Here is a 19,322-nt window from a genome sequence, read left to right on the forward strand (position 1 = left end):
GGCCTCAGCTTGCTGGATGTTGGGTCGTGCAAGCTGAAGCCTGGATTCCCGGGACAAGCCCGGGAATGACGGCCAGAGGAAGCCGCTCCCTCAGATCACGGCGAACTTCACGACGAACAGCGCGGCCAGGATATAGACCATCACGCTGGCCTCGCTGGCGCGGCCGGACAGCAGCTTGATCGCCGCGTAGGTGATGAAGCCGAAGGCAATGCCGTGGGCGATGGAGAAGGTCAGCGGCATGGCGAGTGCCGCCACCACGCCCGGCACATATTCCGTCACATCCTCCCAGTCCAGTTCCGCCAGCCCGCGCGTCATCAGGCAGGCGACGAAAAGCAGCGCCGGTGCTGTCGCATAGGCCGGCACCGTACCGGCCAGCGGCGACAGGAACAAGCTGGCCAGGAACAGCACGGCCACGGTCACGGCGGTCAGGCCGGTGCGCCCGCCCGCCTTGATGCCCGCCGCACTCTCGATATAGGAGGTGGTGGTGGAGGTGCCGAGCGTCGAGCCCGCCACCGTCGCAACGCTGTCGGCCATCAGCGCCTGCTTCAGGCGCGGCAGCCGGCCCTCGGCGTCCAGCAGGCCGGCGCGGTGCGCCACGCCCACCAGCGTGCCGGCGGTATCGAACAGATCGACGAAGAAGAAGGCGAACACCACCGCCAGCAGCCCAACCTGCAGCGCGCCCGCGATATCCAGCTGCAGGAAGGTCGGGCTGGGAGCGGGCGGCAGGCTGGCGATGCCCTTGAACTCGCTGACGCCCAGCAGCACGCCGGCCATGGTGGTAGCCAGGATGGCGATGATGATGGCGCCCGGCACGCGCTTGGCGTCCAGTGCCACCATCAGGATGAAGCCGACCGCTGCCAGCAGCACCGGCGGCGAGGACAGCGCGCCCAGCGTCACCAGTGTTGCCGGGTGATCGACCACCACGCCGGCATTCTTCAGCGCGATGATGCCGAGGAACAGGCCGATACCCGCCGAGATCGCCATCTTCAGGCTGCGCGGGATGGCGTTGATCACCCATTCACGCACCGGCAGGATGGTCAGGATGATGAACAGCACACCGGACAGGAAGACCGCGCCCAGCGCCACCTGCCATGTGTGCCCCATGCCCAGCACCACGCCATAGGTGAAATAGGCGTTCAGCCCCATGCCCGGCGCCAGCGCGATGGGATAGTTGGCGTACAGCCCCATGATCGCCGTGCCGATGGCGGCGGCGAGGCAGGTGGCGACGAAGACCGCGCCGAAATCCATCCCCGCATCCGACAGGATCGCCGGATTGACGAAGATGATGTAGGCCATGGTCAGGAAGGTGGTGATCCCCGCCAGAATCTCCGTACGCACGGTCGTGCCATGCGCGCTGAGCCTGAAATACCGCTCCAGCATTCCGTATGTTCCCCCGCAAGAAAGCCCCAAAAACGCCCCGGGCGCCCCGCCCCTCGGCAGAAACCCCTCGCCCGCTTATACACGGGACTGTCACACGGCTCCACCCGGCGTATTGTTGATATCAACAGTTAGGTATTGACCTAAGTTTTCTATCGGGCTATGACGGCTGCACCGACAAAAGCGGAGGCTGCATGGCGACAGCGGGAGCCGGCACAGGGAGCACCGGCGGAAAGATGGCGGAGACGGCCATCGTGGACGGCATCTTCCGCGCCCTGTCCGACCCGACACGCCGTGATGTGCTGGAACGGCTGAGCACGCGTCCGGCCTCCGTCAGTGAGCTGGCTGCCCCCTATGACATGGCCCTGCCTTCCTTCCTGCAGCACATGAAGGTGCTGGAGAAGAGCGGACTGGTGCGCTCGCGGAAGGCCGGACGGGTGCGGACCTACAGCATTGAGCCGGAACGGCTGAAGCTGGCGGAGGACTGGCTGGAACGGCAACGCAGCATGTGGGAACGCAGGCTCGACCGGCTGGATAGCTATTTAATGAAAATGAAGGAGGAGAATTCCGAATGACATCGCCCATCTTGAAGATCGACCCGAAGCTGGACCTGGTGCTGGAACGCGAGATCGACGTGCCGGTGGAACTCGTCTGGAAAGCCTGGACGATGCCGGAGCATCTGAAGGAATGGTTCGTGCCGAAGCCCTGGAGCATCGTCGCCTGCGAGATTGACCTCCGCCCCGGTGGAACCTTCAGCACGACCATGCGCTCGCCCGAGGGCGAGGAATTCCCCAATGCCGGTTGTTTCCTGGAGGTGACGCCGCTGGAACGGCTGATCTTCACCGATACGCTGCTGCCCGGCTACCGCCCCGCACCGAAGCCCTTCTTCACTGGCGCCCTGGAACTGTCGCGCATCGGCAGCGGCACGCGCTACAAGGCCATCGCCATCCATGGCGACGAGGAAACCCGCAAGAACCACGAGGAGATGGGCTTCCACGATGGCTGGGGCACCGTGGCCACCCAGATGGTGGAGTATATCAAGGCTGGCCGCGTCGGCTGAGATGCCCGCCTTCCCTCACCCCCGCACTTGGTGCGGGGGTGACGCCTCCGCCAGCAATTCGTTGGTAGGCAGCACGCGCACCGGCGGATCGGCGATCAGTTCGCTCCACAGCCAGTTATGATGGCGGATGACCGCAGGAGCGGGCAGATGCGGCCGGTCGCTGAGCGTATGCGCGTCCGAGGGCACGACAGCCGGAAATCCGTGCGAGACGGTGGAGCGCACCGTCGAATCGACGCAGAAATCGGTGGCCCAGCCGCAGACCAGTACGCGCGACGGGGTCAGCTCCCGCAGCAGCGCCGCAAGGCCGGTGCCGGCATAGGCGTCATTCAGGGTCTTGCCGATTTCGGCATCCTCCGGCGCGCGCAGCAGTTCCGGCAGGAATTCCCAGCCCGGCGAACCCGGCTCGAACCCGTCGCCCGGCTGGCCGCAATGGCGTATCCACACCGCCCGGCCGCCGCTGCCGCGCACTATCGCCGTCAGCGCATTGATGCGCGCCACCACGCCGGCCAGATCGTGCTTCGGTGCGCCCGCCAGCATCCCGGCCTGCATATCGACAATGAGGATGGCGTCCATCAAAAGATAAAGGGGGCTTTCGCCCCCTTCCCTCACCTTTTCTCGTACTGCTTCTTGCCGAACATGTTCTCGCGCTGCTCGTCGGTGATCGGGCCGGTGCGGCGGTGTTCGGCCAGCACGGCGAGGCCCTTCTGCACCGCCGGGCGGGCTTCCAGGCTCTCGCGCCAGCGCTTCACCTCCGGGTACTGCTCGATATCCACACCCTGCCGGTCGGGATAGCGCAGCCAGGGCATGATCGCCATGTCGGCGATGGAATAGTCGCCGGCCACATAGTCGCGGCCCGTCAGCCGCTTGTTCAGCACGCCATAGAGCCGGTTCGCCTCGTTGGCATAGCGGTTCATGGCGTAGTCGATCTTCTCCGGCGCATATTGCAGGAAATGATGCGCCTGGCCCAGCATCGGGCCGATGCCGCCCATCTGCCACATCAGCCATTGCAGCACGTCATAGCGCGCCTCCCCGCCCTTCGGCAGGAACTTGCCGTGCTTGTCGGCGAGGTAGATCAGGATGGCGCCGCTCTCCATCACCGTGTAGGGCTTGCCGTCCGGCCCCTCGGAATCGACGATGGTCGGCATCTTGTTGTTCGGGTTCAGCTTCAGGTATTCGGGGTCGAACTGCGCGCCCTTGCCGATATCGACCGGGATGACATTGTAGCGCAGGCCCAGCTCCTCCAGCAGGATGGAAACCTTGAAGCCGTTCGGCGTGGGCCAGGTATAGAGATCGATCATGTCGCGGTCCTTTCCTTGGACGGGCGTATTGCTATTCTCGGACAAGGTAGAGGCAGCGGGCGTCGGCTCCAAGAGGCCATCCCGTCACCTGTGCCATGAATGACAGGAAAGAATGACAGCGCCATGACCGACTTTGCCCTGCACCCGCAGCTCGCCGCCGACACGCTGGAGGTCGGGCGCTATCCGCTCTGCCGGGTGCTGCTGATGATGGATGCGACATATCCCTGGCTGGTGCTGGTGCCGCAGCGCAAGGATATCCGGGAAATCCACGAGCTGCCGCCCGCCGACCGCGCGGCGCTGATGGACGAGATCGTGCGCACCACGGAAGGGCTGCAGGCGCGCTACAACCCGACCAAGCTGAATGGCGCGGCGCTGGGCAACATGGTGCCGCAGCTGCATGTGCATGTGATTGCCCGCTTCGCCACCGACCCGGCCTGGCCGGGGCCGGTCTGGGGCAAGGTGCCGCCCCGCCCCTACGCCGCCGGCGAGGCGGAAAAGCTGATCGTCAGCCTGCGGCCCTTGCTGGGGCTTTAGGCCGTCGGCCTACACCACCTGGAAGCCGTGGGCGTAGGGGTCACGGTCATCCACGAAGATGGTGTTGATGCCGGTGATGCGCGCCCAGCCGGCAACCGAGGGCAGGATGGCGTCGCGGCCGGCAAGGCTCGTCGCGGATTCGACGCGCCCCTCGAACAGGCTGCCGATGATGCTCTCATGCACGAAATCGTCACCAGGGCGCAGCTTCCCCTTCGCCGCCAGATGCGCCATGCGGGCCGAGGTGCCGGTACCGCAGGGCGACCTGTCGATCGCCTTGTCGCCATAGAACACGGCGTTGCGGCCATGCGCCTTGGGATCGCGCGGCGCGCCGGTCCACATGACATGGGACACGCCATTGATGGTCGGGTTCTCCGGATGCACGGGCTGCAGCTTTTCCTGCATCAGCCGGCGCACGATGGGCGAGTAGTGCAGGATCTCCCCCGCCGACAGGCTCTCCAGCCCGGCATAGTTCTTCTGCGGCTCCACAATGGCGTAGTAATTGCCGCCATAGGACACATCGACCGTCAGCTCGCCCAGACCCGGCACATCGATGACGATATCCGTCGCCTCCAGGAAGGCGGGCACGTTGAACAGCCGCACCTTCTCCACGAAGCGGCCATCCATCTCATACTCGACATCGACCTTGCCCGCCGGCACGTCCAGCGACAGCCTGCCCTCGACACGCGGCGTCACCAGCCCCTGCTCCAGCGCCACCGTCACCGTGCCGATGGTGCCATGGCCGCACATCGGCAGGCAACCGGAGGTCTCGATGAACACCCAGCCAATATCGCAATCCTCGCGCAGCGGCTTGTAGAGGATGGAACCCGACATCATGTCGTGGCCGCGCGGCTCGAACATCAGGGCGTGGCGCACCCAGTCATACCGCGTCAGGAAATCCTGGCGGTAGTCGCTCATCGACGCGCCCTTGAGGGTCGGCCCGCCGCCCACGACAACCCGGACCGGGTTGCCGCAGGTATGGGCATCGACGCAGAAGAAGCTGTGGCTGGCCATGGCGTCCCCGGCGTCAGGCGACGGAGGGCAGCTTGTCGAGGTCGGGCCGGTTCCTCACCGCCTCCTCGATGATCTTCGTCACGCGGGCGCGCTCCTCCCCCTCCAGCACCAGGCGGGGACTGCGCACCATCTCGCTGCCGCGGCCGACGATCTGCTCGGCCAGCTTGATGTACTGCACCAGCTTCGGGAAGGTATCGAGGTGCAGGCTGGGCATCAGCCAGCGATAGATCGGCAGCGCCTCCTCATAGCGGCCGGCCAGCGCCAGTTCCATCATCCGCACGCTCTCGCGCGGGAAGGCGTTGGTGAGGCCAGAAACCCAGCCGACGGCGCCCAGCAGCACGCTCTCGATCACCAGATCGTCCACCCCGGCGAACAGCACGAAACGGTCGCCCAGGATGTTGTGCACGTCGTTCAGCCGGCGCACATCTTCCGAGGAATCCTTCAAGGCCACGATGGTCTTCTCGTCGGCCAGCTGCGCCAGGCTCTCAGTCTTCAGATCGACGCGGTACACCATCGGATTGTTGTAGATCATGATCGGCAGGCCGCTGGCCCGCGCCACGGTGCGGAAATGCTGCACCGTCTCGCGCGCATCGGAATTATAGACCATGCCGGGCAGTACCATGAGCCCGTCGATGCCGATCTTCTCCGCCGCCTTTGCGTAATCGGCGGCCTGCGCCGTGGTGAATTCGGCAACGCCGGAGAGAATCGGCACCTTGCCGCCCGCCACCTCCTTCGCGGCACGCAGTATGGTCAGCTTCTCCTCGGACCGCAGCGAGCAGTTCTCACCAACCGTGCCCAGCATGATGAAGCCGTTCACGCCATCATCGATCAGCCGCTGCATGTTCCGCTGCGTCGATTCGACATTCAGGCTCTCATCGGCGTTGAACTGTGTCGTGACCGCCGGAAACACACCGCGCCAGTTGACCTTCATGGCTTCCTCCCGCTGCTTAAACTGACTCTTGTGTAAAGACGCTAGCGCAGCAGGAACCCTTCCCGCAAGGGATCATCCGGTTCCGCGTCGAATTGCGCCCGTCCGGTGTAGAAGGCCCGCCCGCCGACACGCGCGATGATGGCCCGGTGGCGGCCGGCCATGGTCTCCCCCGCCACCTCGCCGGTGAAATCCTGTCCGGTGACACTACGGAACAGCCTTTGCTGGCCAGGACGGATCAGCCCGCGTGCGTGCTGCAGGGCCAGCCGCGCGGTGACGCCGGAGCCAGTCGGGCTGCGGTCCACCTGCCGCCCGGCAAAGATACAGACATTGCGGGTGGGCGCTTCCTCCCAAGCATCGCGCCCGTCGGTCAGGATGGTGCCATAGAGGAAAGCCAGATCGGGCGAGTCAGGATGGTCGAGCCTGATCTGTTCGGCAGCGGCAAGGGCAATCGCCTCGCCCGCATCGGTCAGGTCGCGAACGGAGGAATGTTCGACATCCAGCCCGATGCTGTCCGCCGGCAGCACGGCATAGAAGGCGCCGCCATAGCCGATATCGAGCATGACCGGCCCCCAATCGCGCGTTTCCACCAAACGGTCGCGGGCGAACGCGAAGGCCGGCACGCTGTCGAACCGCACAGAACCCGGCCTGCCGTCCGACACAGCGACATGGGCGCGCACCAGGCCGCAGGGGCACTCGATGTTCACTACCGTCTCCGGCTCTGTCGCCGGCACCAGCCCCTTATCCACGGCATAGCGGCCCAGCGCGATGACCGCATGGCCGCACATGGTGGAATAGCCTTCATTGTGCATGAACAGCACGGCCAGATGGGCCTCGGGATGGTCCGGTTCGACCAGCAGCGCGCCATACATGTCGGGATGGCCGCGCGGCTCCTCCATCAGCATCCGGCGCAGGGAATCGTGCCTCTCCCGTGCCTCGCGGCGCTTGTCCAGCAGCGTGACGCCGGACAAAGCCGGCCAGCCGGACACAATGATACGCACCGGCTCCCCAGCGGTATGCATTTCAACTGTTTCAATGGGTTGCATCGCCTGTCCTGCCATAGTGCCTCATCCGGGCGGCAGGGTCAGGCTACGCCAGACCGGTCAGACGTGGAAGCTCTCGCCGCAGCCGCAGCGGCCCTTCTCGTTCGGATTGGTGAAGGTGAAGCCGGAGGTGAACTTGTCTTCCGTATAGTCCATCTCGCTGCCGATCAGGAACATGACGGCGGCGGGATCAATGAAGATCTTCACGCCTTTGTCCTCGACCACTTCCTCGAACTTCTTCTTCTCGTCGGCATATTCGATGACATAGGACATGCCGGAACAGCCGCGCGCCTTCACGCCGACACGCAGCGCCGCGACCGGCTGCTCGCTGCGCGCCATCAGGGCGCGCGCACGCTCGGCGGCGGCATCGGTCAGGGTAATCACTTGATGGGCCATGGTGGTGACCTCCAGAACGCGGGACTTGAGTAACAGTATAACACCAACTCACAGATAAGCAGCAATCAGCCGATATCCAAGGTCAGCCGATGTCCAGGGCCATCTTGGCATCCTCGGACATGCGGTCGGTGGTCCAGGGCGGCTCCCAGGTCAGCTCCACCGCAACCTCGCCGACGCCTTCGACGCCGGCAACCGCCTGCGCGACCTGCACCGGCATCTCGCCAGCGACCGGACAGGCCGGCGCGGTCAGCGTCATCAGGATATGGACGTTGCCGCCCTCCTGCCGGTTGATGGCGTAGATCAGGCCAAGGTCGTAGATGTTCACCGGGATTTCCGGGTCATGCACGGTGCGCAGTGCCTCGACGATGGCTTCCTCCGGCGCGGGCGCGGTGCCCTCCGGCAGCGGCGCGCCGGCATAGGCGGTGGTGCCTTCCTCCACCTGCTTGCCGAAAAACGGCTCCAGATCGACGGCATAGGGATTCATCGGATCAATCCTCCGTGGACACCTGGTCCTTGCCTTCGACGGCGGCGGTCATGGTGTGCCAGGCCAGCGTCGCGCACTTCACCCGGCTGGGGAACTCGCGCACGCCTGACAGCACCTCCAGCCGCTCCAGGTCCTCCTCCAGGCCGGGGGCGGGCTTCACCTCGGCGCCGGTGCACATGGCATGGAACCGCTCGAACAGCTGCTTGGCCTGCGATTCCGTCTTGCCCTTCAGAATTTCTGTCATCAGAGACGCAGAAGCTGTTGAAATCGCACAGCCTTTACCGATGAAGCTGGCATCCTGCACGATGCCCTTCTCGTCCAGCGCCAGATAGACGACAAGCTGGTCGCCGCACAGCGGATTATGGCCGTGCGCATGGTGGCTGGCATTGTCGATCTGCCGGAAATTCCGTGGCCGCTTGCCGTGGTCCAGGATCACTTCCTGATAAAGATCGCGCAAATCGTCGAGCATCAGTCGAACATCTCCACTACGAAATCCAGCGCCTCGGCAAGCTGGTCCACTTCGGCCTTGGTGCTGTAGAGGCCAAGCGAGGCACGCGCCGTCGCCGCCACGCCCAGCCGTTCCATCAGCGGCTGCGCGCAATGGTGCCCGGCGCGGATCGCCACGCCGGCCCGGTCCACGATGGTGCTGATATCATGCGGGTGTGCGCAATCGATGGTGAAAGAGATCACCCCCGCCTTGCCGGCCGCCGTGCCCTGGATGTTCAGCCCCTTCACCGCCGAGAGGCGCTGGGTGGCATAATTCAGCAGCTGCGTCTCGTGCCGGGCGATGCGCTCGATCCCCAGCCCCTCGACATACTGGATGGCGGCACCCAGCCCCACCGCCTCGACGATGGCCGGGGTGCCGGCCTCGAACTTGTGCGGCAGGTCGGCCCACGTCGATTTCGTGAAGCTCACCGTGCGGATCATGTCGCCACCGCCCTGATAGGGCGGCATGGTGGAGAGATGTTCCTCGCGCCCGTACAGCACGCCGATGCCGGTCGGGCCATAGAGCTTGTGGCCAGTGAAGACATAGAAGTCGCAGCCGATATCCTGCACATCCACCGGGCGGTGCACGACCGCCTGGCTGCCGTCCAGCAGCACCTTGGCGCCCGCCGCATGGGCCAGCGCGGTGATCTCCTTCGCCGGTGTCACCGTACCCAGCACGTTGGAGGTGTGGGTCAGCGCCACCAGCTTCACGCCGTCCAGCCGCTTCTCATACTCCGCCATCAGCCAGGAGCCATCATCGGCGATGGGCACGATGCGCAGCTCGATGCCGATCTCGTCGCGCAGCAACTGCCAGGGCACGATGTTGGCGTGATGCTCCATCTCGGAGATCAGCACCGCGTCGCCCGCCTTCAGGAATTTCCGGCCATAGCTGGAAGCCACCAGGTTGATGCCTTCGGTGGCATTGCGAGTATAGACGATCTCTTTCACCGACCGGGCGTTCAGGAAACGCCGCACAATCTCGCGCGAGCCCTCATAGGCGGCGGTCGCCCGCTCGCTCAGCTGATAGGCGCCGCGATGTACATTGGCGTAGCCGGATGTGTAGACCGCGTTCATCGCGTCCAGCACCGCCTGCGGCTTCTGCGCCGAGGCGCCGCTGTCGAGGAAGGCCAGCGGCTTGCCGCGCACATCGGTCCGGAAGATCGGGAAGTCGCGGCGCGCCGCCTCCACGTCGTAGGGCGCGCCGGCCAGGGGGGTCTGAGCCATCGCCGTCATGACCGTTCCTTCCTTACCTTCAGCCAGCCGCCGACCACGCGCTGGAACGGCAGCCGCGCCTCGACATTGCCGATCTCGTCCACCGCTTCCTGCACATAGGCCTCGATCAGCAGCGCGCGCGCCGTGGCGCGGTCGATGCCGCGGGCCTGCAGGTAGAAGAGCTGCTGCTCCTCCAGCTCGCCGACCGTGGCGCCATGGCTGCACTTCACATCGTCGGCGTAGATTTCCAGCTCCGGCTTGGCGTTCACCTCCGCCTCGCGGGACAGCAGCAGCGCCCGGTTCAGCTGGTGGCCGTCGGTGCGCTGCGCGTCGCGCCGCACCAGGATCTTGCCCTGGAACACGCCATGCGCGCGCTCGTCCAGCACGCCTTTATAGACCTCGCGCGAGGCGCAATCCGGCACCGCATGGTCGATGAAGGTGGTGTTGTCGAGATGCTGCCGCCCGGTGCCCAGATAGGCGCCACTCAGATGGCAGCGGGCATTCTCGCCGTTCAGCGCCACCTGCACCTCGTTGCGGGCCAGCCGGCTGCCGGTCTGCAGCACGAAGCCGTCATAGAAACCCTGCGACGCCACGCTGATTCGGGTGTTGGCGATGTGGAAAGCCTCGGGCGATTCGTTCTGCAGCTTGTAATGCTCCAGATGCGCGCCCTCGCCCAGCACCGCTTCCATGACGCCATTGGAGAAATAGGCGCCGCCGAGGCCGGCATGACTCTCGAACAGCGTCGCCTTGGCACCCTTGCCCAGGACGACCAGCAGGCGCGGGAAGAAAGCCACCGCACGGTCCGCGACCGCGCCGATGGAGACCAGATGCACCGGCCGGTCCAGCGTCACGCCGTCGGCCAACCGCAGCACGAGGCCATCCTCCAGGAAGGCGGTGTTCAGATCGGCAAAGGGATTCTCCTCCGCCTCGGTCAGATGGCCGAGATGGGCGGAGAGCGACTGTTCGTCAGTGCGGATCGCCTCGGACAGCGGCAGCAGCGCCACGCCGTCCGGCAGGGCGTCCATGGTGGACAGCTCCGCGCGGAACCGGCCATTCACGAAGGCCAGCACATGGCCATTGACCGCCAGCAGGCTGGAGGCCGGCAGGCTGTCCAGCGCCATATCAGGCACGTTACCCGCCGGGGTGAAATCGCCCGCCACCAGATCCTTCAGATTGGTGAAGCGCCAGGCCTCAACCCGGGTGGTCGGCAGGCCGTTCTGCCGGCAGCGCGCGGCAGAGTCGGCGCGCAGGGCCGCCAGCCAGCCGATGCCTGCACCGGACAGCGATGGCGCCAGCTCGGCATGGCGGTCGGCGAAGGGTGCCGGAAAGGAACGCGGGGTTGCCATGATCGCCTCAGGCCGCCTCGGAATCTGTATAGCCGGCATAGCCGGTGGCTTCCAGCTCCTGCGCCAGCTCCTTGCCGCCCGAGGCCACGATGCGGCCCTTGGCCAGCACATGCACCTTGTCCGGCACGATATAGTCCAGCAGGCGCTGGTAATGGGTGATAACCAGCATGGACCGCTCCGGCCCGCGCAGCGCGTTCACGCCATCGGCAACGATACGCAGCGCGTCGATATCGAGACCCGAATCGGTCTCGTCCAGTACCGCGAAGCGCGGCTCCAAAACCGCCATCTGCAGGATCTCGTTGCGCTTCTTCTCGCCGCCGGAGAAGCCGACATTCACCGCGCGCTTCAGCATCTCGTCGGTGACGCCCAGCAGCTTGGTTTTCTCGCGCAGCATCTTCAGGAACTGCATGGCGTCCACCTCCGGCTCGCCGGCGGTCTTGCGGCGCGCATTCACGGCGGCCTTCAGGAAGGTGGTATTGGCCACGCCCGGAATTTCCACCGGGTACTGGAAGGCCAGGAAGATACCGGCGATGGCCCGCTCGTCCGTCTCCATCTCCAGGATGCTCTGGCCATCGAACAGGATGTCGCCCTCGGTCACCTCATAGCCCTCGCGGCCGGAAATGACGTAGGACAGCGTCGATTTGCCGGAGCCGTTCGGCCCCATGATGGCGTGCACCTCGCCCGGCTCTATGGTGAGGTCGATCCCCTTCAGGATCGGCTTCCCGTCAACGGTAGCGTGCAAATTCTTTATTTCGATCAAAGACATGTCAGTATCCGTTCAGTTGCGGCGACGCTTTAGCCGACGCTGCCTTCCAGGCTGATTCCGATGAGCTTCTGTGCCTCGACGGCGAACTCCATCGGCAGTTCCTTCATCACTTCCTTGCAGAAGCCATTCACGATCACCGAGACCGCATCCTCTTCCGACAGGCCGCGCTGCTTGCAGTAGAACAGCTGGTCCTCGCTGATCTTCGCGGTCGTCGCCTCATGCTCGATCTTGGCGGTTGGGTTGCGCTGCTCGATATAGGGCACGGTGTGCGCGCCGCACTTGTCGCCGATCAGCAGACTGTCGCACTGGGTGTAGTTCCGGGCGTTTTCCGCCTTCGGCAAAATCTTCACCAGCCCGCGATAGGTGTTGTTGGCGCGACCGGCCGAGATGCCCTTGGAGATGATCGTGGATCGGGTGTTCTTGCCGATATGGATCATCTTGGTGCCGGTATCGGCCTGCTGCATGTTGTTGGTGATGGCGACGGAATAGAACTCGCCCACCGAATTGTCGCCCTGCAGGATGCAGCTGGGATATTTCCAGGTGATTGCCGAACCGGTCTCAACCTGGGTCCAAGACACCTTGGAATTGCGGCCCCGGCAGGCAGCGCGCTTGGTCACGAAATTATAGATGCCGCCCTTGCCGTTCTCATCGCCCGGATACCAGTTCTGGACAGTGGAATATTTGATCTCGGCATCGTCCAGCGCCACCAGCTCGACCACGGCGGCATGCAGCTGGTTCTCGTCGCGCTGCGGTGCGGTGCAGCCTTCCAGATAGGAGACGTGCGAGCCCTCGTCGGCGATGATCAGGGTACGCTCGAACTGGCCGGTTTCCGAGGCGTTGATGCGGAAATAGGTGGACAACTCCATCGGGCAGCGCACGCCCTTCGGGATATAGACGAAGGAGCCGTCAGTGAAGACCGCCGAGTTCAGCGTGGCGAAGAAATTGTCGCTGTAGGGCACGACCGAGCCGATATACTGGCGTACCAGATCGGGATAGTCGCGCAGCGCCTCGGAGATCGAGCAGAAGATGATGCCCTTCTCCTCCAGCTTCTTCTTGTAGGTGGTGGCCACCGACACGCTGTCGAACACGGCATCGACCGCCACGCCGGCCAGCCATTTCTGCTCCTGCAGCGGGATTCCCAGCTTCTCGTAGGTCGCCAGCAGCTCGGGATCGACCTCGTCCAGGCTCTTCGGCTTATCGTCCTTCGACTTCGGCGCCGCGTAGTAATAGGCGTCCTGATAGTCGATCGGCGGGTAGCCCAGCTTCGCCCAGTCTGGCTCCTCCATGGTCAGCCAGTGGCGATAGGCCTTCAGCCGCCATTCCAGCATCCAGTCGGGCTCGCCCTTCTTGGCGGAGATGAAGCGGATGATGTCCTCGTTCAGCCCCTTGGGCGCGCGCTCCATCTCGATGTCGGTGACGAAGCCGTACTTGTACTTCCGGTCTTCGAGCGCCTGGACCTGTTCGAGTGTTTCAGCCGTGCCAGCCATGATCTCTTACCTGTCTCAAACTCTGTTACTGCGGACGGGCGCCATCGCGCCGCGCCGAGGGTACCGGGAACATCTCGAAGGCCGACGGCATCGCCAGCATTTCCTGCAGCGATACCGCCGACAGCGCCTCGCGGATTGCCCGGTTGACCTTGTCCCAGTTGCCGCGCATCGCGCACAGCGCCTCGACATCGCAGCTGCCGACGGCGCCATCGACGCAGGCGGTCAGCGCGATCGGCCCTTCCATCGCGGTGATGATCTCGGCCACGGTGATCGACTTCGGATCGCGGCTCAGCGTGTAGCCGCCGGCGACGCCGCGCTGCGAGGCGATGATCTTGCCATGCGCCAGCATCTTCAGGACCTTGGAGACGGTGGGCAGCGGCACGCCGGTATCCTGCGCCAGCGCGGCGGCCGTCTTCGAGCCTGCCGCCTCCGCCGCTTTCGCATCCCCGGAATCGGCGATCTCGCGCAGCTGGGCAAGCTGCCCCAGCACGACAATCGCATAGTCCGTCAATCGGTTGAGCCGAATCATTTCGCTGCCTTCTCGTGACGCCGAAACCGGCCATAATCAATTTGGACCGGATTAGTACGATATAAGGGGTGCGGTCAAGAAGAATTCAAGCGTTGCAAGCGCTTGCGAGCGATTCGCAAAGCCTCGTCAGAGGCCGATAACCACCGGTGAGGCGAGTTGGCGAACGGTCTTCACCACCGCCATGGCGACGATCTTGCCGGTCTTCGGATTATCCTCCGTGGGGACGACATCCTCGACGAAGCGGAAGCTGCCGAAGGCGCCGCGCGCTTCCACCTCGATGATGTGGGTGTCGATGGTGGTGTCGGCGATGATGGTGAGATGCGTCTTGTCGAGGCCCAGCCCGGCCAGTGCCACCGCCGCCGAAATGTTCACATTCTGCGGATAGAGCCTGGCCCCTTCCCGCGCAGAGCCCTGGAACAGCACGGTCGGTTCCGCCATGTCGTCCAGGTCGAAAGCCTCCTCGGCGATGGTCCCGGTCCAGGCGGACGGGTCCTTGCGCACCACCATGCGCACGCTGTCCAGCCCGCCGACAGCCGCCGCGGACAGCATGTCCAGCGCGCCGATGCCGGCCGAGGCGATGATCAGGCGGCGGCCGAACCGTTCCGCCGCGCCGGTAAGCCGCTCCAGCAGTTCCGGATCGGCGGCAAAGGCGCCGATGGAGGTCACGACCAGATCGCTGCCGCTCAGCAGCACGCGCTCGCCATAATCCCGCAGCGCCTGATGCCCGGCCACTTCCAGCACTGCATCGAACTGCTGCTGGAAGAACTTCTCCGGCTCAGTCAGCACCAGCGGGCCATCCGGCCCCAGGTCACGCGCACGGCGCACCAGGACGGCCGGAATCTTCACCAGATCGTCCTCGGCAAAGGCAGTGCAGACCGCCTTGCCGATGGCGCCATAGCCGATCAGGCCGAGCCGGCGGATACCCATCTCAGAGACGGCCTTCCAGCGTCGCCACCTCGTCCGGCCCGAAACCGACCAGCCGGCGGTCGCCCAGATCGATGACCGGGCGCTTGATGACGGAGAGATTCTCCAGCATCGAAGGCACCGGATTCTGGCCCTGCAGCAACGCTTGGGTGGCGTCGTCCAGCTTGCGCCAGGTGGTGCCCTTGCGGTTCACCAGCTTGTCGGTCCCCAGCTCCTTCACCCAGGCTTCGGCGGTCTTCGCGTCCAGCCCCTGCTTCTTGAAGTCGTGGAACTGATACTCCACGCCCTTCTCCTCCAGCCAGGTGCGGGCCTTCTTCACCGTGCCGCAATTCGGAATGCCATAGAGGGTGATCATCGTTTCTTCCTTCTCTTTTCTGTCCTACAGCTTGCCGGCCATCGGCAGCAGCACGTCGATGACCGAAGCGCCCAGCCGCATGGCGCGTTCCGGCGACCAGCCCTCCTCCGGGCGCGGCGTATCGGCAGTGTCCTTGAAGGGCTGCTCCAGCGTCATCGCCAGCACGCCCTGGAACTCGGCCAGATAGCCGGTGGAGGTAGTGAGGTTGCCCTTGCCCGGCGCCGAGGCCGGGTAACCATGGACGGTCTGGAAATCCGGGTTGATCGCCGCGTACCGGTCCTTGAACTCCTCCAGCAACTCTAGCCGCTCCGGCATCACCGAGGGCACGCCCTCGAAACCGGCGATGAAATTATAAGGCAGCACCTCGTCACCATGGACATCAAGGCACAGCTTGATGCCGGTCTCGATCATCCGCTGGCGGACATGGAACACTTCCGGGCTCTTCTCCAGGCTGGGCTCCTTCCATTCCCGGTTCAGATTGGCGCCCGCCGCGTTGGTGCGCAAATTGCCGCGCCGGCTGCCGTCCGGGTTCATGTTCGGAACGACATAGAGCACGGCGCGTTCCAGCAGCGCGCGGGACGCTGCGTCCGCCGGGTCGAGCAGCCGGTCCAGAAAGCCTTCGACCCACCATTCGGCCATGGTCTCGCCGGGATGCTGGCGGGCGATCACCCACAGGGCCGGCTTGCCGTCCGCCGGCTCGCCGATTTCCAGGATGTCGATGTCCTGCCCGTCCAGCGTGCGGCCCGGCACTTCCAGCGTCACCAGTGGCGAGGTCAGCGCGTCCGCCACCAGATCGGCATGCCGCTCCATCGAATAGGGCGCGAAATAGGCGTAATAGACCGCGTCCGAGGTCGGCACATGCTCGATGGTCATGATCTTGCCGTCGAACCGTGTCGGCACGCGGAACCAGTCCTGCCGGTCATAGGAGGCGACAGCCTGGTAATTCTCGAAACCGCCCGGATAGGAGGTCTGGCCGGCATTCTCGACAACCAGGGTCAGCGCCCGGCCGCGCGTGCCGGTGACGCGGAAATAGAACCACTGTGAGAAGTCCGCCGCATTGTCCTTGCGGATACGCAGGCGGGCGGTTGCGTCGGCGATGGAGACGACCTCGATGTTGCCGCCATCGAAGGCGCTGCTGATTGCGATCATGAAAAACCTGACAGGCTAGGGAGCTTTAACAAGGAAACACCGGAACGGCAGGAACCCTACCCTCCCGCCGGTGCGAAGCCAATGGCCGGCGGCCACGAACCACACATCTTCAGACGATAGCGTCATGCCCTCCACACATAGGACATCCGCACCGCCTGTCCATGGCGCCAGCCGCGCAAAAGGACCAGATAAATTGCGGGCAAGCCAGCAAAGCCGGAATGAGTGCCGGCTTGACGCAAGATTTGGTTGCCGTCACTGTGTTTGCCACGAGCATTAGGAATCGTAGGTAAACATATCGATTCGACCCTGGAATCGACTTTAACCAATCCGAAGGGATTGGAGACGATAATCAAAAACGAGGAACGCACCACCGGTTCAGGATACCCGGCCGCCTATACCGGCAAGGCCAGGGTCACCAGGCGGAAAGGCACGTAGAAGACATGCTCTATCATCTCTATGAAATGCAGCAGGCTGCGCTCGCTCCGGTGCGCATCATGACGGATGCAACACAGGCGCTGATGCGCAATCCCTGGGTACCGCTCAGCTATACCCAGTTCGGACAGTCGCTGGCCGCCGGCGCGGAAGTGCTGGAAGGTGTCATCAAGCAGCGCAACAAGCCGGACTGGCGCCTGGACACGACCCAGATCGACGGCAAGACCGTACCTGTAACGCAGGAAATCGCGCTCAGCCTGCCCTTCTGCGACCTGCTGCATTTCAAGCGTGATGCCAAGGGGCTGAACGATCCGAAAACCCTCGTCGTCGCGCCGATGTCCGGCCATTACGCCACGCTGCTGCGCGGCACGGTCCAAGCCCTGCTGCCGGGCCACGACGTCTATGTGACCGACTGGCACGATGCGCGGGACATCCCCGAATCCGAAGGTGCCTTCAACCTCGATTCCTATATCGATTATCTGATGCAGTTCATGCGGCATCTGGGCCGCGACACCCATCTGATCGCGGTCTGCCAGCCGGCGCCGATGGTGCTGGCTGCGGTTTCGCTGATGGCCGCCGCCGACGACAAGGCGCAGCCGCGCAGCATGACCCTGATGGGCGGTCCGGTCGATACGCGCGCCAACCCGACCATCGTGACCCGCTTCGCCGAGAATCGCTCCATGGACTGGTTCGAGCGCCATGTGGTGGCCACCGTACCGCTGCATTATCCGGGTGCCGGGCGGCGGGTGTATCCGGGCTTCATGCAGGTCGGCGCCTTCATTTCGATGAATCCGGGCCGCCACTTCCACGCCCATATCGACCAGTTCAAGCATCTGGTCCGCGGCGATGGCGAATCGGCCGACGGGCACCGGCGCTTCTACGACGAATATCTGACCGTGCAGGACATCTCCGCCGACTTCTATCTCGACACCGTAGAGCATGTGTTCAAGCTGCACTCGCTGCCGAAAGGCACGATGCGCTGGCGTACCCAGCGCGTCGATCCGGCCGCCATCACCAAGACCGCGCTGATGACCATCGAGGGTGAGCTGGACGACATCTCCGCCCCCGGCCAGACGCTGGCGGCGCATGATCTGGTGAAGAACCTGCCGAAATCCATGCAGGAGCATTACCTGCAGAAGGGCGTTGGCCATTACGGCATCTTCAACGGCCGCCGCTGGCGCGAGCAGATCATGCCGCGCATCGCCAGCTTCATCCGCAAGCACGAAAAGTAGGAAACCCGCCTACTCGGCCGTCTGGCTGGTCTCCGAAGCGGCCTCATAGGCCTGCTTCAGGTGCTGGTACTTGTTGCGCAGGTGATCGGCCAGCAGCCGTGAGAGCAGTGCCGAGTCGCGCTTCACCAGCGCGTCCAGGATCAGGTCATGCTCCGCGACCGCATGGTCCCAGCGCTCGCCGGACAGGTTCGCCATATAGCGGAAGCGCCGGATGCGCCCGTTCAGCGCGCCATAGGTCTGCGCCAGCGTGGCATTGCCGACCCCTTCAATGATCGCCAGATGGATCGCCTGGTTCAGCTTGAAATAGCTGTGCAGGTCGGCGCGCGCGTGGCAGGCCAGCATCTCGTAATGCAGCGCCTTCACCTCGGCGATGGCCGCATCGGTCATCCGGCTGGCCGCCAGCGATCCCGCCAGCCCTTCCAGCGCCACCATAACCTCGACGATCTCGTCCAGCTCCACCACGGTCAGCGGCGCGACCACGGCGCCCCGGTTGGGCAGCAGTTCCACCAGCCCCTCCGAGGCCAGCACCTTCAGCGCCTCGCGCAGCGGCGTGCGCGAGATGCCGAAGCGTTCGCACAGCACACGCTCCGGCACGCGCTTGCCGGGCTCCAGCTCGCCCTCGACGATCAGGTCACGCAGCCGCTCCACCACCTCGTCATGCAGGGAGCGTCGGGCGATACGCTGTTCGGTTACGGTATCGGATGCCAGCAGGGCCATGACGCATCCTACTCCGTCGCCAGTGCCATTTCGAGCACGCGGACGACATGCACCGCCTCGCGGCTGGCACCGTCATGGATCTGATGCCGGCACGACGTGCCGTCGGCAACCAGAATGACGCCCGGCTCCGCCTTGCGGATGGCCGGCAGCAGCGACGCCTCGGCCATCTTCATCGAGACCTCGTAATGCTCCGCCTCATAACCGAAGGCGCCGGCCATGCCGCAGCAGGAACTGTCGATGGTCTCCACCGCGAGGCCCGGTACCAGCTTCAGCACCTGCTGCACCGCCGGCATGGCGGCGAAGGCCTTCTGGTGGCAATGGCCATGCAGCAGCGCCTTGCTGGCCGTGATCGGCTTCAGCTCGAGCTTCAGCCGCCCGGCGCGCGCCTCGACGGCCAGGAATTCCTCCAGCAGCATGGCGCGCTCCGCCAGCGCGCCGGACTCGGCGCCGGGGTGCATCGAGCGGAACTCGTCGCGCAGAGTGAACAGGCAGGAAGGTTCCAGCCCCAGCACCGGCACGCCGGCCTCGATATAGGGTTTCAGCGCGTCCAGCATGC

23 protein-coding genes are annotated in these 19,322 nt (G+C 64.7%); 4 read left to right on the forward strand and 19 right to left on the reverse strand.

All coding sequences use genetic code 11. The features are described 5' to 3' along the window. Positions 1–90: 90 nt before the first annotated feature. Entirely contained in the window at positions 91–1,380 is a 1,290-nt protein-coding gene (locus tag MK313_RS11945) for an NCS2 family permease (RefSeq protein ID WP_287781803.1), read from the reverse strand. Between the two features lie 191 nt (positions 1,381–1,571). Here MK313_RS11945 and MK313_RS11950 point away from each other — a divergent pair, with 191 nt between their 5' ends. Then, positions 1,572–1,952 carry an ArsR/SmtB family transcription factor gene (locus MK313_RS11950; protein WP_244922230.1) on the forward strand — a complete coding sequence of 127 codons (381 nt, stop codon included), beginning with the start codon at positions 1,572–1,574 and terminating at the stop codon, positions 1,950–1,952. Next, the gene (locus MK313_RS11955; protein ID WP_008943362.1) at positions 1,949–2,437 is read left to right on the forward strand and encodes an SRPBCC family protein; all 489 of its coding nucleotides are present in this window, start codon (positions 1,949–1,951) and stop codon (positions 2,435–2,437) included. The genes MK313_RS11950 and MK313_RS11955 overlap by 4 nt, the downstream gene beginning before the upstream one ends. 15 nt (positions 2,438–2,452) lie before the next feature. Here the strand turns inward: MK313_RS11955 and MK313_RS11960 are convergent, their stop codons facing one another. After that, entirely contained in the window at positions 2,453–3,010 is a 558-nt protein-coding gene (locus tag MK313_RS11960) for an isochorismatase family protein (protein ID WP_121218512.1), read from the reverse strand. A 32-nt stretch (positions 3,011–3,042) separates the two neighbouring features. Continuing rightward, positions 3,043–3,735: a glutathione S-transferase family protein gene (locus tag MK313_RS11965; RefSeq protein ID WP_287781804.1), complete on the reverse strand. Its 693-nt coding sequence runs from the start codon at positions 3,733–3,735 to the stop codon at positions 3,043–3,045. A gap of 123 nt (positions 3,736–3,858) precedes the next feature. Here MK313_RS11965 and MK313_RS11970 point away from each other — a divergent pair, with 123 nt between their 5' ends. Continuing rightward, positions 3,859–4,269 carry an HIT family protein gene (locus tag MK313_RS11970; protein ID WP_287781805.1) on the forward strand — a complete coding sequence of 137 codons (411 nt, stop codon included), beginning with the start codon at positions 3,859–3,861 and terminating at the stop codon, positions 4,267–4,269. A gap of 9 nt (positions 4,270–4,278) precedes the next feature. Here the strand turns inward: MK313_RS11970 and MK313_RS11975 are convergent, their stop codons facing one another. The 14 genes from MK313_RS11975 to MK313_RS12040 form a co-directional block, all read right to left on the reverse strand. After that, positions 4,279–5,280 carry a 4-hydroxyproline epimerase gene (locus tag MK313_RS11975; RefSeq protein ID WP_287781806.1) on the reverse strand — a complete coding sequence of 334 codons (1,002 nt, stop codon included), beginning with the start codon at positions 5,278–5,280 and terminating at the stop codon, positions 4,279–4,281. A gap of 13 nt (positions 5,281–5,293) precedes the next feature. Next, the gene (locus MK313_RS11980; protein ID WP_287781807.1) at positions 5,294–6,211 is read right to left on the reverse strand and encodes a dihydrodipicolinate synthase family protein; all 918 of its coding nucleotides are present in this window, start codon (positions 6,209–6,211) and stop codon (positions 5,294–5,296) included. 41 nt (positions 6,212–6,252) lie between these two features. Next, complete coding sequence (locus MK313_RS11985; RefSeq protein WP_322098637.1) at positions 6,253–7,269, reverse strand: proline racemase family protein; 1,017 nt, start codon at positions 7,267–7,269, stop codon at positions 6,253–6,255. Positions 7,270–7,311: 42 nt separating this feature from the next. Further along, on the reverse strand, positions 7,312–7,647 hold the full coding sequence (locus MK313_RS11990) for a HesB/IscA family protein (protein ID WP_287781809.1): 336 nt from the start codon (positions 7,645–7,647) through the stop codon (positions 7,312–7,314). 82 nt (positions 7,648–7,729) lie between these two features. Next, positions 7,730–8,131, reverse strand: coding sequence for a DUF59 domain-containing protein (locus MK313_RS11995; RefSeq protein ID WP_287781810.1), 402 nt, complete (start codon positions 8,129–8,131; stop codon positions 7,730–7,732). A gap of 4 nt (positions 8,132–8,135) precedes the next feature. After that, on the reverse strand, positions 8,136–8,600 hold the full coding sequence (gene sufU / locus MK313_RS12000) for a Fe-S cluster assembly sulfur transfer protein SufU (protein ID WP_008943371.1): 465 nt from the start codon (positions 8,598–8,600) through the stop codon (positions 8,136–8,138). Beyond that, positions 8,600–9,850: a cysteine desulfurase gene (locus tag MK313_RS12005; RefSeq protein WP_287781811.1), complete on the reverse strand. Its 1,251-nt coding sequence runs from the start codon at positions 9,848–9,850 to the stop codon at positions 8,600–8,602. Before MK313_RS12005 ends, sufU begins: the two co-directional genes overlap by 1 nt. Further along, positions 9,847–11,175 (reverse strand): Fe-S cluster assembly protein SufD, encoded by a 1,329-nt coding sequence (gene sufD / locus MK313_RS12010; protein WP_287781812.1) that lies wholly within the window; start codon positions 11,173–11,175, stop codon positions 9,847–9,849. The genes MK313_RS12005 and sufD overlap by 4 nt, the downstream gene beginning before the upstream one ends. Positions 11,176–11,182: 7 nt before the next feature. Continuing rightward, positions 11,183–11,935 (reverse strand): Fe-S cluster assembly ATPase SufC, encoded by a 753-nt coding sequence (gene sufC / locus MK313_RS12015; RefSeq protein WP_287781816.1) that lies wholly within the window; start codon positions 11,933–11,935, stop codon positions 11,183–11,185. Between the two features lie 35 nt (positions 11,936–11,970). Beyond that, the gene (sufB, locus tag MK313_RS12020; RefSeq protein WP_008943375.1) at positions 11,971–13,428 is read right to left on the reverse strand and encodes a Fe-S cluster assembly protein SufB; all 1,458 of its coding nucleotides are present in this window, start codon (positions 13,426–13,428) and stop codon (positions 11,971–11,973) included. Between the two features lie 25 nt (positions 13,429–13,453). Next, positions 13,454–13,957 (reverse strand): SUF system Fe-S cluster assembly regulator, encoded by a 504-nt coding sequence (locus MK313_RS12025; protein WP_287781813.1) that lies wholly within the window; start codon positions 13,955–13,957, stop codon positions 13,454–13,456. 126 nt (positions 13,958–14,083) lie between these two features. Then, a complete protein-coding gene (locus MK313_RS12030) occupies positions 14,084–14,884 on the reverse strand; it encodes an aspartate dehydrogenase (RefSeq protein ID WP_287781814.1) in 801 nt (266 codons plus the stop codon). A gap of 1 nt (position 14,885) precedes the next feature. Next, on the reverse strand, positions 14,886–15,236 hold the full coding sequence (locus tag MK313_RS12035; RefSeq protein WP_121218531.1) for an arsenate reductase: 351 nt from the start codon (positions 15,234–15,236) through the stop codon (positions 14,886–14,888). Positions 15,237–15,260: 24 nt separating this feature from the next. Continuing rightward, complete coding sequence (locus MK313_RS12040; protein WP_008943379.1) at positions 15,261–16,385, reverse strand: M14-type cytosolic carboxypeptidase; 1,125 nt, start codon at positions 16,383–16,385, stop codon at positions 15,261–15,263. 440 nt (positions 16,386–16,825) lie between these two features. Here MK313_RS12040 and MK313_RS12045 point away from each other — a divergent pair, with 440 nt between their 5' ends. Then, on the forward strand, positions 16,826–18,049 hold the full coding sequence (locus MK313_RS12045; protein ID WP_008943380.1) for a polyhydroxyalkanoate depolymerase: 1,224 nt from the start codon (positions 16,826–16,828) through the stop codon (positions 18,047–18,049). Positions 18,050–18,058: 9 nt separating this feature from the next. Here MK313_RS12045 and MK313_RS12050 read toward each other — a convergent pair whose 3' ends face one another. Continuing rightward, positions 18,059–18,766: a GntR family transcriptional regulator gene (locus MK313_RS12050; RefSeq protein ID WP_287781815.1), complete on the reverse strand. Its 708-nt coding sequence runs from the start codon at positions 18,764–18,766 to the stop codon at positions 18,059–18,061. An 8-nt stretch (positions 18,767–18,774) separates the two neighbouring features. Further along, on the reverse strand, positions 18,775–19,322 hold a 548-nt coding region (locus tag MK313_RS12055), incomplete at its 5' end, for a (Fe-S)-binding protein (protein WP_416054138.1).

The sequence above is a fragment of the Oceanibaculum sp. genome (assembly GCF_022449305.1).
GTDB classification, from domain to species: Bacteria; Pseudomonadota; Alphaproteobacteria; order Oceanibaculales; family Oceanibaculaceae; genus Oceanibaculum; species Oceanibaculum indicum.

Coding starts and splice junctions, on each gene's coding strand:
- MK313_RS11945 (WP_287781803.1), bottom strand. CDS start 1,380: ATGCTGGAGCGGTATTTCAGGCTCAGCGCGCATGGCACGACCGTGCGT.
- MK313_RS11950 (WP_244922230.1), top strand. CDS start 1,572: ATGGCGACAGCGGGAGCCGGCACAGGGAGCACCGGCGGAAAGATGGCG.
- MK313_RS11955 (WP_008943362.1), top strand. CDS start 1,949: ATGACATCGCCCATCTTGAAGATCGACCCGAAGCTGGACCTGGTGCTG.
- MK313_RS11960 (WP_121218512.1), bottom strand. CDS start 3,010: ATGGACGCCATCCTCATTGTCGATATGCAGGCCGGGATGCTGGCGGGC.
- MK313_RS11965 (WP_287781804.1), bottom strand. CDS start 3,735: ATGATCGATCTCTATACCTGGCCCACGCCGAACGGCTTCAAGGTTTCC.
- MK313_RS11970 (WP_287781805.1), top strand. CDS start 3,859: ATGACCGACTTTGCCCTGCACCCGCAGCTCGCCGCCGACACGCTGGAG.
- MK313_RS11975 (WP_287781806.1), bottom strand. CDS start 5,280: ATGGCCAGCCACAGCTTCTTCTGCGTCGATGCCCATACCTGCGGCAAC.
- MK313_RS11980 (WP_287781807.1), bottom strand. CDS start 6,211: ATGAAGGTCAACTGGCGCGGTGTGTTTCCGGCGGTCACGACACAGTTC.
- MK313_RS11985 (WP_322098637.1), bottom strand. CDS start 7,269: ATGGCAGGACAGGCGATGCAACCCATTGAAACAGTTGAAATGCATACC.
- MK313_RS11990 (WP_287781809.1), bottom strand. CDS start 7,647: ATGGCCCATCAAGTGATTACCCTGACCGATGCCGCCGCCGAGCGTGCG.
- MK313_RS11995 (WP_287781810.1), bottom strand. CDS start 8,131: ATGAATCCCTATGCCGTCGATCTGGAGCCGTTTTTCGGCAAGCAGGTG.
- sufU (WP_008943371.1), bottom strand. CDS start 8,600: ATGCTCGACGATTTGCGCGATCTTTATCAGGAAGTGATCCTGGACCAC.
- MK313_RS12005 (WP_287781811.1), bottom strand. CDS start 9,850: ATGACGGCGATGGCTCAGACCCCCCTGGCCGGCGCGCCCTACGACGTG.
- sufD (WP_287781812.1), bottom strand. CDS start 11,175: ATGGCAACCCCGCGTTCCTTTCCGGCACCCTTCGCCGACCGCCATGCC.
- sufB (WP_008943375.1), bottom strand. CDS start 13,428: ATGGCTGGCACGGCTGAAACACTCGAACAGGTCCAGGCGCTCGAAGAC.
- MK313_RS12025 (WP_287781813.1), bottom strand. CDS start 13,957: ATGATTCGGCTCAACCGATTGACGGACTATGCGATTGTCGTGCTGGGG.
- MK313_RS12030 (WP_287781814.1), bottom strand. CDS start 14,884: ATGGGTATCCGCCGGCTCGGCCTGATCGGCTATGGCGCCATCGGCAAG.
- MK313_RS12035 (WP_121218531.1), bottom strand. CDS start 15,236: ATGATCACCCTCTATGGCATTCCGAATTGCGGCACGGTGAAGAAGGCC.
- MK313_RS12040 (WP_008943379.1), bottom strand. CDS start 16,385: ATGATCGCAATCAGCAGCGCCTTCGATGGCGGCAACATCGAGGTCGTC.
- MK313_RS12045 (WP_008943380.1), top strand. CDS start 16,826: ATGCTCTATCATCTCTATGAAATGCAGCAGGCTGCGCTCGCTCCGGTG.
- MK313_RS12050 (WP_287781815.1), bottom strand. CDS start 18,766: ATGGCCCTGCTGGCATCCGATACCGTAACCGAACAGCGTATCGCCCGA.